General features: G+C 54.0%; 17 protein-coding genes. 7 read left to right on the forward strand and 10 right to left on the reverse strand.

Annotation, left to right across the window (positions count from 1 at the left end; all coding sequences use genetic code 11):
• Positions 1–244: 244 nt before the first annotated feature.
• Positions 245–403 carry a hypothetical protein gene (locus ACFOZ5_RS05795; protein ID WP_379886075.1) on the reverse strand — a complete coding sequence of 53 codons (159 nt, stop codon included), beginning with the start codon at positions 401–403 and terminating at the stop codon, positions 245–247.
• 205 nt (positions 404–608) lie between these two features.
• Entirely contained in the window at positions 609–902 is a 294-nt protein-coding gene (locus tag ACFOZ5_RS05800) for a hypothetical protein (protein WP_379886076.1), read from the reverse strand.
• 195 nt (positions 903–1,097) lie between these two features.
• Here ACFOZ5_RS05800 and ACFOZ5_RS05805 point away from each other — a divergent pair, with 195 nt between their 5' ends.
• A complete protein-coding gene (locus tag ACFOZ5_RS05805) occupies positions 1,098–2,411 on the forward strand; it encodes a hypothetical protein (RefSeq protein ID WP_379886077.1) in 1,314 nt (437 codons plus the stop codon).
• A 120-nt stretch (positions 2,412–2,531) separates the two neighbouring features.
• Here the strand turns inward: ACFOZ5_RS05805 and ACFOZ5_RS05810 are convergent, their stop codons facing one another.
• Positions 2,532–3,200: an HAD-IA family hydrolase gene (locus ACFOZ5_RS05810; RefSeq protein ID WP_379886078.1), complete on the reverse strand. Its 669-nt coding sequence runs from the start codon at positions 3,198–3,200 to the stop codon at positions 2,532–2,534.
• 379 nt (positions 3,201–3,579) lie between these two features.
• On the opposite strand from ACFOZ5_RS05810, the gene ACFOZ5_RS05815 reads away from it, so the two are divergent.
• Complete coding sequence (locus ACFOZ5_RS05815) at positions 3,580–5,685, forward strand: putative bifunctional diguanylate cyclase/phosphodiesterase (RefSeq protein WP_379886079.1); 2,106 nt, start codon at positions 3,580–3,582, stop codon at positions 5,683–5,685.
• A gap of 171 nt (positions 5,686–5,856) precedes the next feature.
• On the opposite strand, the gene ACFOZ5_RS05820 is transcribed toward ACFOZ5_RS05815, so the two are convergent.
• The 3 genes from ACFOZ5_RS05820 to ACFOZ5_RS05830 all read right to left on the reverse strand — a co-directional run bounded on the left by ACFOZ5_RS05820 (position 5,857) and on the right by ACFOZ5_RS05830 (position 10,853).
• Positions 5,857–7,293: a serine hydrolase domain-containing protein gene (locus ACFOZ5_RS05820; RefSeq protein WP_379886080.1), complete on the reverse strand. Its 1,437-nt coding sequence runs from the start codon at positions 7,291–7,293 to the stop codon at positions 5,857–5,859.
• A gap of 1,163 nt (positions 7,294–8,456) precedes the next feature.
• Complete coding sequence (locus tag ACFOZ5_RS05825; protein ID WP_379886081.1) at positions 8,457–9,149, reverse strand: hypothetical protein; 693 nt, start codon at positions 9,147–9,149, stop codon at positions 8,457–8,459.
• 912 nt (positions 9,150–10,061) lie between these two features.
• A complete protein-coding gene (locus ACFOZ5_RS05830) occupies positions 10,062–10,853 on the reverse strand; it encodes a substrate-binding periplasmic protein (protein WP_379886082.1) in 792 nt (263 codons plus the stop codon).
• Between the two features lie 357 nt (positions 10,854–11,210).
• Between ACFOZ5_RS05830 and ACFOZ5_RS05835 the strand changes: the two genes are divergently transcribed.
• The gene (locus ACFOZ5_RS05835; protein ID WP_379886083.1) at positions 11,211–12,116 is read left to right on the forward strand and encodes a PEP-CTERM sorting domain-containing protein; all 906 of its coding nucleotides are present in this window, start codon (positions 11,211–11,213) and stop codon (positions 12,114–12,116) included.
• 128 nt (positions 12,117–12,244) lie between these two features.
• Here ACFOZ5_RS05835 and ACFOZ5_RS05840 read toward each other — a convergent pair whose 3' ends face one another.
• From ACFOZ5_RS05840 to ACFOZ5_RS05855, 4 genes are all read right to left on the reverse strand, one after another.
• Positions 12,245–12,853: a hypothetical protein gene (locus tag ACFOZ5_RS05840; RefSeq protein WP_379886084.1), complete on the reverse strand. Its 609-nt coding sequence runs from the start codon at positions 12,851–12,853 to the stop codon at positions 12,245–12,247.
• A 595-nt stretch (positions 12,854–13,448) separates the two neighbouring features.
• A complete protein-coding gene (locus tag ACFOZ5_RS05845) occupies positions 13,449–13,835 on the reverse strand; it encodes a hypothetical protein (protein WP_379886085.1) in 387 nt (128 codons plus the stop codon).
• Between the two features lie 217 nt (positions 13,836–14,052).
• On the reverse strand, positions 14,053–14,220 hold the full coding sequence (locus tag ACFOZ5_RS05850) for a hypothetical protein (protein WP_379886086.1): 168 nt from the start codon (positions 14,218–14,220) through the stop codon (positions 14,053–14,055).
• On the reverse strand, positions 14,217–14,681 hold the full coding sequence (locus ACFOZ5_RS05855) for a hypothetical protein (protein ID WP_379886087.1): 465 nt from the start codon (positions 14,679–14,681) through the stop codon (positions 14,217–14,219). The genes ACFOZ5_RS05850 and ACFOZ5_RS05855 overlap by 4 nt, the downstream gene beginning before the upstream one ends.
• Positions 14,682–15,202: 521 nt before the next feature.
• Between ACFOZ5_RS05855 and ACFOZ5_RS05860 the strand changes: the two genes are divergently transcribed.
• The 4 genes from ACFOZ5_RS05860 (at position 15,203) to ACFOZ5_RS05875 (ending at position 16,849) form a co-directional block, all read left to right on the forward strand.
• A complete protein-coding gene (locus ACFOZ5_RS05860) occupies positions 15,203–15,712 on the forward strand; it encodes a type VI secretion system amidase effector protein Tae4 (protein ID WP_379886088.1) in 510 nt (169 codons plus the stop codon).
• Positions 15,712–15,945 (forward strand): hypothetical protein, encoded by a 234-nt coding sequence (locus tag ACFOZ5_RS05865; RefSeq protein ID WP_379886089.1) that lies wholly within the window; start codon positions 15,712–15,714, stop codon positions 15,943–15,945. Before ACFOZ5_RS05860 ends, ACFOZ5_RS05865 begins: the two co-directional genes overlap by 1 nt.
• A gap of 182 nt (positions 15,946–16,127) precedes the next feature.
• The gene (locus ACFOZ5_RS05870; RefSeq protein ID WP_379886090.1) at positions 16,128–16,259 is read left to right on the forward strand and encodes a hypothetical protein; all 132 of its coding nucleotides are present in this window, start codon (positions 16,128–16,130) and stop codon (positions 16,257–16,259) included.
• Positions 16,260–16,300: 41 nt separating this feature from the next.
• On the forward strand, positions 16,301–16,849 hold the full coding sequence (locus ACFOZ5_RS05875; protein ID WP_379886091.1) for a hypothetical protein: 549 nt from the start codon (positions 16,301–16,303) through the stop codon (positions 16,847–16,849).
• The last annotated feature ends 87 nt before the right edge of the window (positions 16,850–16,936 follow it).

The raw sequence follows: 16,936 nt of genomic DNA on the forward strand, positions 1-16,936 counted from the left end.
GGGTGGGGCAAAGTCAGGACGCCGATAGTGGAAATCGTCAGTCTGGCCATTGCCGAGATGACACCAGCCATACGGCAGGTTCGATCACTGACTGGTCGTTGCCGGTAGGGAGGAGAGCGCCAGGCCAAAACCCGTCCATGTACTGCGAACAGTGCGGTACCTGGCCTTCAGGAAAGGGGAGCCCGAGCAGGGCGGCTCAGGCTGATTCCGGCCCCCTTGTCCAGGGGCCGCGTTCTGTTGACGTTCAGCTCTTCAGGTTAATATGCTTCGAACCTGTAGAAGCGATCTGTCCACTTTTACCCTTGCCCACGTACTCAATCGTTCCGCCGGACTTTAAAAAAGCAGCGGTCTGCTCCTCAATGGTGGCAGCGGTTAATGTGGCTTTTGCGGGTTTCTTGCTCATTTTGTTCTCCAGAACAGTAGGGGCTTCATCGCCAGCGTCAAACATCCATCATATCTGAAACAGGAATTAATTGTTGGAGTAAGCGTTCAATCCGTAACCAACGGGGCAAAACGTGCACTTGCCCTGACCCGCGGCACTTCGGCAATGAAAACGGCAAGATCCGCCCCCTGATGTTGGAATCTGGACGATGGTCCAGAGTCGCCGGTTACTTATGAGTCCGGCGGTAGACCTCAGAGCCACCAAGAAGAAGCGCTGCCGCCGCCCCCAAAGCGCCGATAGCCAACCCGGTTCTGGCGCCGGAGGAAAGATGATCATCCTGAAACCGGCCCCGCACCCGCTTGATCTGACGGTTGGCCCTGCGCTTGATCCGCTGTGTTCTGGTGGTTGTATGCTCCTGGTAGTACCAGGCCCCGGCGACAAGCCCGCCGAGAAGGCTGAGCACCAGCGTTGAAATGCCCACGGTCTGGGCAGAGGGTTTGCGAATCTGACTGGTATCCATAGGGCGTCCTCCTGATAATAAAACGGATTACTTGACTGAATGAACAGGAATACCGCGTGACCTTCCTGTGGAAATGGATACCTATCAACGTAGGTGGGCTTACCCGTCTTGGCAAGGCTGACGCTTTCATATAACTGTTCAAGGAATCACCAGGGCTGCCGATAATCTATACAGGTTACAAGAGGCCCGGTCACCGTGATTTCATCCAGTCAGATATCTCTCTTTTCCAGCAGCTCCCGTCAGGTTTCGGTGCTGGATACCAGCCAGCTGAGGATCAGCCAGAGTGCTTCGGCGCCGCCGCAGAATGGTCAGCAGGTCAATGGAACGGAGTTGTCCCTGTTCCGGCAGGCGGCGTACCGCTACAGCAGCCAGGAGCAGTTGGCCTTCAGCAGCGCCAGTCAGGTCAGTGGTAATGGGCGGACGGCATCATTTACCAGCGCGGAACTGGCGGAAAAATCCTCTGAGCTTTTCCTGCTGGGGCAGCAGGCACTTAACGTCAGCCGGTCGGCATTCGGCGAGGGTGCCGGAGCCGAGGTGAAGGGCAACCTGGCAGTGACGGCGGGCCAGTACCTGTTCTACTCGGAGAGCGAGACCCGCAACCTGGCGTCCACTGGCAGTATTACACTGGAGGATGGCGAAACCATCGACTTCACCCTGTCACTCCGGCAGTCGCAATCCAGGACCTATGAGTACTCGGAACTGGTTCAGATTCAGGAACGGCCCCTGACTGACCCACTGGTGATCAACTTTGGAGCGTCCACTGCCCGCCTGAACGACACCCTTTTCGAGTTTGATCTGACTGGCAACGGCAAAACCGGTGAGTACGCGTCCCTGGGCAGCGGTAGCGGTTACCTGGTATTTGACCGCAATGGCAACGGTAACGTCGACAATGGCAGCGAACTGTTCGGGCCGCAGTCCGGTTCCGGTTTCAGCGAACTGGCCAGTTACGATGATGACGGTAACCGCTGGATTGATGCCACTGACGAGGTCTTCCAGTCCCTGTCGGTCTGGGTGCAGACGGCAGAAGACGGTCAACAACTGCGCTCCCTGGCGGAGGTCGGTGTCCAGGCGCTCTACGTGGACAGTATGGAAGACCGCTTCACCCTGACCAATCCACAGGGGGTGCCACTTGGGCAGATCAAGTCGTCGGGCATCTATCTCACAACAGATGGCGAGGTCCGCACGCTGGAAGAACTTGACCTGGCTGAGCAGAACACGGAACAGGCCCCGCCGGTTTCTTCGTCGCTGGGTGGCACCAGACGTGAAGGGCAGGCCGGGGGCGAAGCGGTTGACGCAAGGGTAGAGGCCATTCAGAAGGCCCTGGTCAAGCTCAATGAGATCCGGGAAAAGCAGCAGGCCTTTATAGAGCAGGCAAAGGACTCCGGGGAAAAAGACTCTCCCCTGAAAGACTATTTCAGCATTATCGACCGGCTACGTCTGGAGCTGCTCAACAGCCAGGATGAAAAGAAGCAGGCAGCAAGCAGGTACCTGGAGTTTGCCAGGGGCTGATTGCCGTACCGTCCGGGTTTCCGGTCGTCGACGATCTGCAGCGCTGTCCAGTCCCCTGATCTGAAGATCATGTAGTCAGCCTACGATAGTCGAGATCACCCGGAATAACCTGGGAGTTGGCTAATTCAACGCCAGTAGCTTGTCGGCGACGCCAACCAGACTGTCGGCGATAACATCCGGAGTCAGGAATACGTCCCCCGGCTTGTTTTCCAGGCGCGAACACCACCCTGACAAAGCGCCTGCCTGCTTGGCACCATGGCAATCCCAGGCATGCACGGCGACCAGCGCCATGCGCTCGATGGGTGTGTTGACGTGCTTTGCGGCAAAACGGTAGATCTCCGGGTGAGGCTTCCACACACCGGCATCCTGGGAAGTGATAACGTGGTCAACAAACCGGGCGAGTCCGGCGTTCTCGAGGAAACGGCGTGTATTGTCGGGACAACCCACCGTCAGACAGCCAACAGTCAACCCCGCTTCTGACAAAGTCTGCAGGGCCGGTCTGGCGTCGTCGAAGGTGGGTAGGGTAGCGAATCCGTCGACCACGTAGTCGATTTCCCGCTCACTGAGGGCGTGTTGTGTCTCGGTGCGAAGCGCCTGCCGGGCAAAAGGCTCAAAGGGGGCAGCATCGCCTGCAAGCGTCATTGCCATGGCATCGCGCTGAAACCGCATGAACCACGGACCCAGCACCGAAGCTGGTTGGCCGACCTGCTCAAGTCGCACCGCCAACGGGTTCAGGTCTATCAGGGTTTCCAATACATCGAACAGCACTACATCCGGTCGGCCAGCCATACAGCGTCCCCTTATGATGCTCTACCTCATCAGTCTGCGTGCAAGTTCGATTGTCAGTATAGTGCAGGCGGCAGGGGAGGATACCGAGCCAACCAATAACATCGTTCTAAGAAGCCGCACAGTACTGCCGAATTGCATAACCCACTCGCACGCGGGTGCCCGTTAAAGCACCCGTGATTGTCCCTGTTTCAGAGTGACCGTTCGTGGTGTGAAGGCATGGGGTTCCGGCCTTCTCCCCCGGGCATGCCTGTTCACGATTTGGTTTCGGACAGCCGGGAAAACCGCGGAACCTTGTATCCATAATTGCAAAGCGTTAACTTGACCAGGTAACAAAAAGAGCGAAAAACATGAATGCGCACTACCTGGCCGTCTGCACACTATGGCTGACTCGCTAATGAGCCGCGACGGAACGCGGGAGCACGATCTGATCGCCCTGCTTGGGCAACTGCCTGTAGCCTGCATGCTCGTGCGCGGGGCCGACGATACCGTGGTGGCCGTCAACCCGACATTCGAGGTTTTATTCGGCTGGCCTGCTTCCCGGTTTATCGGTCACCATTCCGCCGAGCTGCCTCTCTGGGTCAGCCCGGAGCAACGCGACGGTTTTCTCCGGCTGTTGTTCACCAGTGGCCGCATTCAGCAACATGAAGCCCGCTTCCAATGCCACGACGGCCAGACCAAACCCTGTCTGATCTATGTCGAGCAGGTTCGCATCGGTGACCAGTCCTACCGACTGGCGATGGCCCATGACATATCCGAACGCAGCAGCGCCCACCAGGAATTGAGGCAGAGCGAAGCCAAGTTTGCTGCCCTGTTCATCGACTCTCCCGAGCCCTATGTACTGTTCGACAAGGTCAGTGCGCAGATCACCGAGATCAACCACCGGTTTACCGAAGTGTTCGGCTACCAGCCAGAGGATGTAATCGGCAAGACCGCAGCCGAATTCGGGTTCTGGCGCTATCCGAACAAACGTCCGGCAATCATCAACAAACTGCTACGGGATCGCTGCCTGCGCAACGAGCCAATTGACCTTATTACCAAGGATGGGCGCACGCTGAATTGCGAGGTGTCCAGCAACTTCATCCTGATCGGTAATGAGCGCTGCACACTGTCCTGCTTCAAGGATGTCACCGAGCAGAGAAGTATCGAGGCGCGGGTCAAGCACCAGGCTTATCACGATGCGCTGACCGACCTCCCCAACCGCCTGTTGCTGCACGACAGACTGCAACAGCATCTGGCCCTGGGCGAGCGCCATGGCCTGAGTTGCGCCTTGCTCTTCTTCGACCTGGACCATTTCAAGCGCGTCAACGACTCGCTGGGGCACACCTGCGGCGACGCCGTGCTGCAGGAGGTAAGTCGCCGCCTGCAGGCGCGGGTGCGTAAAGCCGACACGGTCGCCCGCCTGGGGGGCGATGAATTTGTCATCCTGATTACCGGGCTCTCCGGCAAGCCGGAGCAGAGTGCCGAAACGGCACGAATCAACGCTGCCGAACTCCTTGAGGCGGTGTCCGCACCCATGAGCATTGAGGGTCACGGGCTGCAACTGAGCTGCAGCATCGGCATTGCCCTGTCATCCGAGCACGGCAATACACCGGAAGATCTGCTCAAGCATGCCGATACCGCGCTGTATGGGGTCAAGGCCAGCGGGCGCAACAGCATCGCTTTTTTTGAACCGCAGATGCAGGTGGTCGTCAGCCAGCGACTGCAACTGGAAGCCGAGCTGCGCCAGGCGCTGCTGGAGGGGGAATTCCGGTTGCACTACCAGCCACAGGTTGATGCCCGCACGCAGCGCATAACCGGTGCTGAGGCCCTGTTGCGCTGGCAGCACTCCGAAACGGGGCTGACCGGCCCGGGCACTTTCATGCATGTGCTCGAAGAGAGCGGTATGATCCTCGAAGCTGGCCACTGGGTTCTGCACGAGGCATGCAGTTTCGTGGCCCGTCTTCTCGACCGGGAGTTGATTGCCGCTGACCAGTTCAGCCTCAGCATCAATATAAGCCCCCGGCAGTTTCGCCAGGCCAATTTTGTCGCCCAGGTAGGGGCAGCCATTGCCCAACACCAGATACCCGTTCAGTGCCTGAAACTGGAAATCACTGAAAGCATCATGATCCACAACATATCCGACACCGTGGAGAAGATGAACGAGCTGCGTGACATGGGCATCCGTTTCGCGATTGACGATTTCGGCACTGGCTACTCTTCGCTGAGTTATCTCAAACGGTTGCCGGTAGACCTGCTCAAGATCGACCAGTCATTCATCAACGACTGCACCCGTGACAGCAATGACGCCGAGATTGTCCGCGCCATCATCGTCATGGCCCGCAGCCTGAATATGGAGCTGATCGCCGAGGGCGTGGAAACCGCTGAACAGCTGGCCTTCCTGCAGCAGCAGGAGTGCCATACCTATCAGGGCTTCTACTTCAGCCGGGCGGTTAGGGAGGAGGCCTTCTGTGCGCTGCTGGGTTCACCTGTGAACTGGGCTGGCTGAATAGATAAGAGACAGCCTGACCGCTCACACTGAAGCCAGAGCAGCAAGATGTCGCTCGGGCAGCGGCCCGGCAAACAGGTATTCCTGACCCGGGTCCTGTCAGGGGCCTTGCCTCGCTTGAACTCGAGCAAGCAGGCAGAAGATCACCCACCGCCAGAACGTGCCCCCCACTCAACGCTGCATCAGGAATTCCGCCACTGCCTGATAGGCAGGCAGCGACGTTGGATCGATGAAGCCGTTCTGGGCCTGCGGGAACGAGGCGAGCCGGACAAGGACCATGTCGGCCGTGGGATCGACATAGATGGTTTGCCCGTGAACACCGCGTGCGGCAAAGGCGCCATGGTCATTATGGAAGACCCACCACTGGCTGGTGTAGCTGCCGTTGGGGATGGTGGGGAAGCCCCCAAACCTGGACTGGTCGCCACCGGCGGCGATAGTGTCGACGACTTTGGCCGGGAACAGGCGCTCGCCGTTGATCTCTCCACGGTTCAGTATCAGAGTTCCCAGCCTTCCAAGGTCACGCAGCCCCGCTGACACGCCGCCGCCCGCAAAGGGTATACCCTTTCCATCGACGGTCTGGTAGGCATCCTGTTCGGTGCCCATACGGCTCCAGAGCCGCTCGGAGGTCAGGTCGGTCAAAGACTTACCGGTCACGCGACTGATGACCCAGCCAAGCATGTCGGAATTGATCGTCTTGTAGTGGAACTCGGCCCCATGCTCGCCGTCAGCCTTAACCTGCTGGAGGTACTCCCAGTACCCGTCTGGACCTTCGTAATCCTCCGGCTTCGGAAAAGGGCTGGCGGCGCGCGAGTAGACCCAGATATCCGCGCTGGGGTCCGCGTAATCCTCTGAGTACTGGACGCCCGTGGTCATATCCATAACCTCCCGCACGGTCGCGGTGGCGAAGGCACTGTCGCCGATCTCGGGGATCACGTCCCGGACCAGCAACGTGTCGTCAAGAACGCCTTCAGCCACAAGGATTTCACCCAGCAGACCAGTGATCGATTTCGTCATCGACATGATGGCATGCTTGCCGCCTTCGTCGATGCAGCCAAAGTAGCGTTCGTAGACGACCTCGCCCTGGTGCAGGATCAGCATCCCGTCGGTGTAGTTGGCATAAAGGCTCTCCTCCCAGGACATCTCCTCGTTCGCATCCATCGGCATGAAGGTCAACGCGTCGATGTCGCGGGCCAATTGGGCGAAACGCGCCGGCGACGGGTAGGGCAGTGGGACCGGCGCGCCGAGACCGCGACTGACTTCCTCAGTGGGCAGGAATTCGCGCAGGTGGCAGACTGACCAGCGCAACCTGGGAAAACTGAAATAATTGCTGTCGGGCTGGGTGATCAGCTTGTCAGCCGGGGGCGGGAAGCCCTGCATCCATCCCATCACGTTCGGGTCAGACTCTTGTGCCGAAAGCGTTGCTGATTGCGCGTTTACACTGGTAGATAGGCCAGTCGTTATCGACGCCGTCAACGCACCGGACACAATGGAACCGGCCAGCAGCATGGCTTTTTGGGGCTTGCTCTTCCTGGCATAGGTTGCCACCCCATAGCGCTTGCCGGATGGTTTCTCCTGTAGCTTCGCCATATCGTCGGGCTTTTCGATCATCGGAGCTTCCCTCCTTGTATTCGCCATTTTTGTCTTGGGGGCATACTCCGGTGCGATGGGCGCTCCCATGCCATCAACAGAGCATAGGAGTAATACTCACAAGCAGCCAACTACGCTGACTGCCCGACGGGCCCAAGGGCCCACCAGCTCCTGGCAGAGGCAGGTTGCCGGAATCAGGTAGCCATTTATTCGCGGCTCCCTGTGACCCGCACATCGGGAATGATCTGGCTGTATAAAATATCCGGGATCTGAAGACAGATCTTTCCCGGTTTTAGCGACGGTTTGCCAGGATCGGGCACACTAGTTACGGCTGCGGTACAACGTTTTTCCACAGGTAACGCAAATATGTATTCGCCGGCGGTCCGTTGCGCTGTCCAGTCCCCTGATTTGAAGATGAGTCCCCCCGCATGAATGGCATGTAACTCGGCCTTTCTTCACGCTGTCCGGATGAGAAGCCTTATAATCTTCAAACGTTGGATGGATGCTGTATTTTTTTATATGTAAGTAAATGTTCCAGCAAATAATGACGGCAAAAACAAGAACAATAAATGCGAACACGGTTATATTAGTTCCTTGTTAGGATAGATTAACTCTATAAAGTTTGCGTGTGAGCAATGCAGGCAAGATGATAGTATTACTGATTTAAATTCTTTTTCTATAATAGCATTTATGTTAAAAAGAAATACCGATTATCTTATTTGATTTGCAAAATTTTACATGTGTATTTTTGTATCGCTCATCAGGCGACCGAGGTTTCAAGGATGTTCTCCAAAATATGTCATTATCCCGGTTCATTTAGGCGCGAGTGGGTCTATTTGCCTGATCAGATCACTGGGCATAGGAGAACTGCGAGCTCAAGACGCGCTACGTCCCGAACCCACGGGGAGAGCAGGCGACGACGAGCGGCCTGAACACCACCCAACCTGAGAACATTATGGAACTGGCCGATAGCCAGGGATCACGTTTCTCCTGAATTCGTAGAAATTGCGCCAAATTTGACGGGTTCGGTGAAAAAGTCGCCATCTGTATGGAAATTGATTATGTCGAGAGGCCTTGGGCGACCAACTTGCTACTGTTTCCGATATTACTTTTCTGGGGGCCCGTCCAGCTTGATTCGTAATCGCGTTTATGAGCGCATTTTCCATTCATTCTTCTTGGAGTGCCTATCTCATTAAAGCTAGATAGCCTGGCGTTTGCCTGGTCGTGTCTGGAGAAATAGGGCAAACCCAATTATGAGCAGCAATGCAAGAGTTGAAGATTCTGTTACCGCCGTCGGCGGCATGTCTCCGAAATAAACATATATCCATATGAAGGTTGCCTCGACGATTGGGGAGACCTTGGATTTCTACGCGGCTGATGTCCTGTGCCGAGATTGCGATATGGGTGGGGGGAAGAGTGTATCGCCAGTGGTCCTCGTCAGGATAGGCGACCTCCGGCTCTGCCTGGACATCGGCAATGACGGCACCGTTTTCGTCATAGGCCCTGGCAAAAACACCACCAAACATCCTTGTCCATGCATAGAAGCTGACGTAATCAGGCCGGGCCCAATCGGAAAAAAAGAGGTTGAATCTTACGCCTGACCAATTGACGACCGCATTCCCGGACGCCAACTCAGTAAATGGGTAGTGGCCAGCGGGCGAATAGACCATTAGCCCTTCAAAGCGTACTCCGGGATGCAGATATTGGTCGTCTACACAGTTTGATCCGGGAAACCAATCTGCACATCGTTCGCTCGGATCAATCTGGGTGGGTAAGTCGTCGAAATCAATCAGGACTCCGTATGACCTGACAGGGCCGGCCAGAAGTAATAAAACACCGACAACGAAAAGAGGATTAAAGCGTATGTTCATTTTCATTCCCCTCCCTGGGGCGGATGAAAAGAAATACCGCAGAATTTTCTATTGGTGGATGATTCTCTCAGAGTAGGTAGGATCGCCCCTCCTGGCAAACCGATTTCGCTGGCCCTTATCCCGGATTCAACACCTTCGAGTCCGGAGTACCCGGAGCGTCCAACTGAGCTACATACATGAGCCTGCCCCGCCCATCCTGACCCGCCTGGAACTATCGCCAGAAGAGTTGTTGAAGGAAGCCTGCGCGCTCGAAGCCCGTGATGTCAGGAACCAGCGAGCAGAGAAGCACGAAAAATAGGTCTGTCCCGGTTGCGATGACTCGCCCCCGGGAGCAACTCGTTGCCGTTAGAGACACCCAGCTATCCCTGTCCAGATTTGTCCAGATTCCGGTTTCCCAGCTTTGTTCCGGGCTAGCGTTTCGAGCGGTAGTCCCTACACGTAGAGGGCGTTAGTTCGAACACTTTGACATCTTCTCGCTCGGGAATGTCGTATCGGAAGGACAACCGGTAGTTCGATCGGTTTGCCAGGATCGGGCTGTTACAATTGGCGAATACAGCGCTATGGAACTGGTTGTGTAACTCAGCGCCGGTCGCTGATGCCAGTTCGGTACCTTGGAGATTTATCGTATAAGTATACTCAATTCGGTTATTTGGGTGTGACACCACCGATTCCCAGACAGTATTGGCATCAAGGCGCCGGGGCAACTCATTGGCGGATACGGTTGTTACGGCAAGGGAGCAGAGAACAAAAGCAATCGTGATGTTGGCTGATTTCATATTCGGGCGTATAAACTCACTGAGAGGGTAGGAGTCGGGATTATTCTTCACGTAGTACTGCTGTGCAATCGGTCAGTTGTAAATAAATGCAATACCTCGTTTTGCCGGTGCCTGAACATGGTTTTTCGGTGCAACACCCACCTTATCGATAACTTTCGGTAAGGATGTTCAGTCGTGTCTGGAATTCAGGACTCTGCATGACCTGGTCGACCTGATTGATCACATCAAGAGAGGACGGATACTCTCGCGAAACGCCAACATGAAAAGGGATCTGGGAATTCGGAATAAAATCAACCTTTCGAACTTTCAGGTTCTCCGTGTAGCCAAATTTTCGAGCGATGAATCGGGCATTTTCAGCGGGCTGTACCAGAAAGTCACCGGCTTCCCGTCGCATGAGAAGATGCATCCTGATATCCGCGTCCCGGCCCGGCACCCGCTCCAGATAGTCGGGGATATTGTTTTCTTCCCATTTTGAGCCTTTCTCGACGATCACCTTCAGACCGGACAGGTCTGCGAAGCTGGAAGCTGTTTCGATAAGATCTTTATTGGGGTTATCAGCCGAGTAAACCAGATAACCAAAATCCTGAGTGAAGAGCGGCATAGCTGAAAAAATCACGTATTCCTTTCGCTCCTTCGACGGATAGGTAAGAAGGCCATCCGTAAAGCCCAGCCTGACGTTGTACTGCGCCCTTGGCCACGGCATCACCACACTTTCCGCAGTGTAGTCAGGGATAAAGCTGAACACTAGCTGCACCAAATCGGGTAGCAGCCCATCTGCCTTCTCCTCATGGGTGAAACTGTAGGGCGGTGAGTTCTCGGCGAATGCAAAGGTGAGTTCGCTTTGTCCCACCGAGACGCGCGGCAACGCAAGGAATGCAACGAGGCAACCGACGCACCATAGGGCGGAGAACCCTTTCAAGGGATGTCTATTCATCGAGATTTCTTTCCTCTGCCAACTCCACTCTCGTTTTAACCAGTCATCATGGCCCTTAGTAATACAATAGCAACAGGCTACCAGAGGGGTGCGGCTGTCCCTAGTAGCCCGTCTGACCTCATGGCAACAAAGGTGTGACCTCGAAATCGCTCGCTATCGTCAATAACGGTATTTACGGGCGCTCTCTTACCCGCTTTAACACCTGTCGGGTGCCTGTCCAGCTTCACCGCTTCCTCCCATCATGATCTGCCTGGATTGGCCACGGGTTGCTTCGAAGTGTCGATATTACTTACATGCCGTTATGCGGCCTGAGGCCAGTCGTTTGAATCAGAACGCTAATTGTTTCTGGCGTCAATAATGCTTGGTTTTGAGTGGGTTCAAATCAACAAGGAATCGGCTATGGTTATTCGATCCGGTTTTTCCGTTATCACCCTGATAGCGTTACTCTCCGCCAGTGCGCAAGTGCAGGCAATACCAATCGATCTTTTGCTGGAATCGAATACCGACAGAAATGGAGGGAACGAGGTGTTTCTTGCCAACTTTGGCAGTTACCAGGGTCTGGTCGATGGCACCGTGGCTGGTTCATCATTCTCTCAATTAGACGTGAATGCCAATTTCAGTGTAGGGGGAATGGCGTTTGATGGACTGCTGTACCATTTGTTACTGGAATCAGATATCGACAGAAACGGGGGAGAAGAAGTATTTCTCGCCAGCTTCGACAGTTACCAGAATCTGGTCAATGGCACCGTATCTGGTTCTTCCTTTTCTCAGCTAGACATTAATGCCAATTTCCGTGTGGGCGGATTGGCATTCGATGGTTTGTCGTACCAGTTGTTGTTGGAATCGGATGCCGACAGAAGCGGCGGTGAGGAGCTATTTCTCGCCAGCTTTGACAGCTACCAGAGCTTGATCGATGGCACCGTGTCAGGCTCTTCCTTTTCTCAACTAGACGTGAATGCCAATTTCAGTGTGGGTGGGCTGGCGTTTGATGGTCTGTTGTATCAGCTGTTGCTGGAGTCGGATGCCGACAGAAACGGCGGTGAGGAGGTTTTTCTCGCCAGTTTTGACAGCTTGCAGAGCCTGCTGGCGGGCACACTGAGCGGTAGTTCGTTCTCACAGCTGGATATCAATGGCAATTTCAGTGCTGGCGGTATTGTCGCGTATGCCAACGGAGATCCAGTCGACGTTCCTGAGCCTGGCTCATTGGGGCTACTGTCATTGGCGCTTGCGGGGTTATGGTTGCGTGTAAGACGTAAAGTATAGTTGATGTATCGAGACCAATGGTTCGGAGCGGCGTACCCCTCCTCGCGCCCCACGCTCCGTAAGCCGTGGATGGGGTTTCGAGTGCCCGTTCATGGTCTTCTTTGACCTAGGCGCGATTCTCCGTCGGACTATCCGTTGTATAGATACAGAACCATGTTGTTTTCAGGACTCACGACGATCATCCCGATGCGACCGTAGGCGTAGTAGCTGCCTTTGCTATTAACTATTTCTGTCGCTTGATCAATCACGTCTTGGTCAATATCGATACAAAACCCATATCTGCACACATAATCGTAGATAACGAACCTGCCGGTTTCTCTGTTCTTCTTCCAAAGCGCGCTTTCTGCCAGAGGAGTGGTTTGCCATTGACGATAGCGTCCGCGCCAGCCGCGATTTGTCTGTCGTTCATTAGGGCGCATATTGTCAAAAAAGTCGATTCCATGACGGGCAATATCTTCGCTAATATGGTCAGGAAGTACGTAAACCCTTATTCCGGCTTCGTTACCACCCGGTCCGAAGCCCCAAGACTCCTCTTGACTGTAAGAGACTGAACTGACGCCTAGCGCATCGGGGACAAAGCTCAGCATAAAGCTTCTTTCGTAGCTTTTGAAAGCCAGAACAAGGCAAAGCAAAATGCCGACCAGCATCAAAATGAAGAAAGGGCGGGAGAGCTTGTCATAGGCGAGAAACAAACCGGAAATCACTGCAACCAATACAGATAACGAGTAAAAAATCATAACGTCGTTTCGCCCACTTGGCTTGAGAACTTTGCTGTCTAGTCGCCGACTGTACGACTAAGAGCGAGTACCGCGAGGGCACAATGGTTAGTGGTAGAGACGTCGACATGAAAGAGTTGGACTGATTTTACGCGAGCAGCCTGCGTAAATGAGGGCGTAATCGGGTGGAATTATGGCCAATCATGGCCGAACGCATGTCACTCAAATGGGACCACGTTCGCGACAACCTGCTACCAATCCAGGCCGATCCAGGATTTTGCCGGACACAAGGCTTCAAAAGACCTGAGAATTCGAGGCCCGTTACGCCCAGAACCTGCGGGCAGAGCAGGGCAGGCGACGACGAGCGGCCTGAGCAAGTCCTTTGTCAGCAACCCATCGCGTACTGACACCCTGTCAGGGGCCTTGCTCGATCTGAATTCGAGCGAAATGGTCGAAAATCACCCGAATCGCTCATTCGTTGATCAGTTTTGGGGTGGCTGGCGAAACTGAGCTGTGATTCGCTGTGGCAGGGATGGGAGTTGGAAGCTTCTTCTTTGGCTGCGCCTGTCCCAATTATGTCATGTCCCGGCTATCCCTCCAGCTATTCGTCCATCCTTCATAACCAGCCAGAATTGGTGGCAACACCATATATGGCAACTAGCCCTAAAAATGTCCAACCTATAAGGTAGACTGGAAAATTTCTGAACAATGCCGAAATCCCAAAGTACCTTTTTTCAATACGCAACAGAGTCAGTTCGTCAACGCCTGAGAGCTCTTTTTTACGAAGCTCCTTCAGTTTTTCAGGAAAATGCTCTTTTCCGTAAATTGAAAAAATTATAATGAACACTAATGAAATAGAACCTGTAATGTCAGGTCTCGGCGTACCTAGGCATGATAAGCCAAACGAAAATGATAATAGGCCAAGGCCGCCGTTGAGATACTCCCCCCACTTGGAGTATTCGGCCTCAATTTTATTTAGTGTGTCTTCATTTATTTCTGACATAAGTTTTCCTTAACTATAATGATGTATTACTTTTTAGGAATATCTGCAAAGGTGGCAGGCAATAGCGGACTCAGCGCATCGACAACATTTAATGCTTCTCGTGATCCCATGAGCCAATGCGTCTTCCGGCGAGCTTTCAGCCAGACAGTAGCGCTTCTTCATTGGCGGCGCCTGTCCCAGCCATCACCTTCGCGGTTAATCCCCTGCGGGAAAGGAGTCACTTTCGGAATTTCGGCGGCTTAAGGTGGCGGAAAAGAGCAATCAGCGCGACGGTAAGTAGCACCAGGAATACCCATCTACCGCCGGTCTGCCAGGCAAAATGACTCAGGGCCGCTGCCACCAGCCCGAACAACAGGAACCCAATGGATTTTAGCGTCTGGCTCATACGCTAAACTCGAAGCTCTGGGGCTGATGAGTGCCTCGGGCAGCAAGCATTCTTCTGGAAGGGTGCCCTGGCTGAATGATGCCGGGATTAGCCTGGAAGAAAATGTCCCAGTTGGAAAACTCCATGTCGTGCTCCTCGATAAGCGCAAACAGGTCCGACATTCGAGTGCCACAACTGAGAGACCGACCGGTTGCAACGGCCACGCTGCCCACTGCGGCTCCCAGGTAGTAAGATGCACCCACGGCGCCCGCTACCAACAGCTTTTCGAATCCGACTGTGGCACCCACCAATTCGCCCATGGTGGCGCCACTGCCCAGAGTCTTCAGGGCGGCAAATAGTACAGTGACGTTGGAGGTGGCCGCCGTGTAGGAGTCGAAAATGCCTTCTGGCACCGGCAGGCCCAGGTCATTCATGTTTTCTTTGAAATAGCGGTGAAAATCACCGTCCTTGTAGCAGCCCATAACTGATTCCTTTCATGCTAACTTCGGTGTAAAAACACTGTAGCCAATCATACTGCTATGGGTAAGCCCGCTTTGACGACAGGACTGTTCCATCCTCGGTACGAGCGTCACAAATGGTTATAGCCATGTTGGATCTGACTGACTGAGTGGGCTCGGCATGCTTCCATGCATGGCGCCGGTAAACTTTTGGAGGAGCGTTCGTGGCGTCTGTTCCGGCTATTCGCGTTATTTCATTGTTTTGACGTATTTTTTCGAGTGTCTGTCCAGATTTCGCTCCCCATCTATAGCAACGCCTGTCCCTAGCCATCTATAGCAACGCCTGTCCCTAGCAACGCCTCGGCTGTGGGCCATCTTGATGTTTGGCGCCTGGTTCATTGAAGTTCTTCTGCACTCGAGGTAGGCTCAATAAAGTTGCAGTAGCGGTTCATGGAAGGAAGCGCTGGCCAATTAACCTCGTTTTGTTCCTTCCTGCGTGTGCACACCGACCAAACACGGTATCGATGAATGATAGGGATATTCAGATGCTAGAGTTCAGCAAACTATGGAGTGATTTTCCTGAAAAATCTGTAATCAAAGCCAAGTGTCAGAATCAGCAGGCAAGCAGTTCAAGACCTTTCGGAAACTATTGTGCAATTTTACTAAGTGAAGCTCTCATCCGTTCTGGCCTGTCGACGAACAACATCCCTGGCAACAAATGCTGGTCGCACGATGGTATGGAGCATGTGTTACTTGCTGAAGATCTTGCCCAATGGCTTAGTAAAGCCAGTATCAAAGGGCTGGGGCAGAAAGAGCAGATTGACCCCGCGACGTTCCAGGATGACCTCGAAGGCAGGACCGGTATCGTCTTTTTTAAGGACTATTGGCAAAGAGGCAATGAGACAGACGTCAACCGAAGTGGCGATCATATTGATTTATGGAACAATAATGAAATCACCAGCTCGTCGATGCTATATCGGTCCTTTGCAGAATTCTTCGGTATGGTTTCAGACTTGAATAACAGTAAGAAGATCTGGTTCTGGGAGGTTAAGTGATGTCACAAGGTAAGCGGGCGTTCCTGTCTGCTGGTTTTGTAGCTATCGTGACATTGGTGTCCGGTTTTCTGGCGTTTTTATATAGCTACAATGCCATTACGGATTCTGTTCTGACGGACGAGCAACGTTTGGAAGGATCAAGGTTTGTCTTCTCTGTTACATTGCCTAGTTATCTGGCGATTTCTATTCTGATCGGAGCGATCGTGTTTTTTTTGATGAGGCGCTCAAAGTAACCAGTTAAAAAGCTTTACCACTGCGGAAACATGAAGCTGGGACGGATAAATAGGTCTGTCCCGGTTTTTTTCGGTTTTTTTAATCCCGTTTATTGACGCTTCACGTCGTGATTGACGATCTTGAGTCAATAGCACAATTCGAACATAGTCCCTGACTGGACACCAACCAGGAAGGGACTTCCATGACTCGCCCCCGAGAGCAACTCGTTGCCGTCAGCGACACCCCGTACTACCACGTCGTTTCCCGATGCGTTCGCCGCACGTTCCTGTGCGGTTACGATCGTCAGACCGGCAAGAACTATGAACACCGGTAATCCCCCCATTTTTAGCGGGGTTCAAAAGTAGACCTCAGGCCATGATGGCCAGGTGGGGCAGCCTCTACAAGGGCCCGCTTATTGTCCAGCGATACCTGAAAGGGGAGTCTCTGGCGGATTCTGAGCGCCGGTTCCTGGAACGTACGGTCGCCGTCTACCGGAAACGCCTGGCAGATCTCAGTTGGTTCATGAAGTGTCTGAATGAACCGATTGCCAGAGAGGCGAACCGGGAGGATGACTGCACCGGCCATTTCTGGGAATCCCGGTTCAAGTCCCAGGCGCTTTTAACCGAAGAAGCCATACTCAGTTGCATGGCCTACGTGGACCTGAACCCGGTGAGAGCGGCCATGGCCGATACCCCGGAGAACTCGGACCACACCAGTATCAAGGAGAGACTGGCACCGCAGTTTGACCTGTCGCAGGCCATCCAGAATCAGCTGGATTCCGGGTACCTCCGCCAATTCCCGGTATCCCTGAAGCCCCTCCTGAACTTTAAGGGTAATGAGCGGAATGACATGCAGCGCGGCATTCTGTTCAGCCTCCGGGATTACCTGGAACTGGTGGACTACACCCCCTATGTGTCAGCGTAGTTGTCGCCTGATGATTTCAGAGGACAACCATGCCCTATTACTCGCCGGAACGTAAGGAAGCCATTCTCCAGAAGATGGCGCCACCTC

The organism is Marinobacter lacisalsi, assembly GCF_042651045.1.
GTDB lineage: Bacteria > Pseudomonadota > Gammaproteobacteria > Pseudomonadales > Oleiphilaceae > Marinobacter > Marinobacter lacisalsi.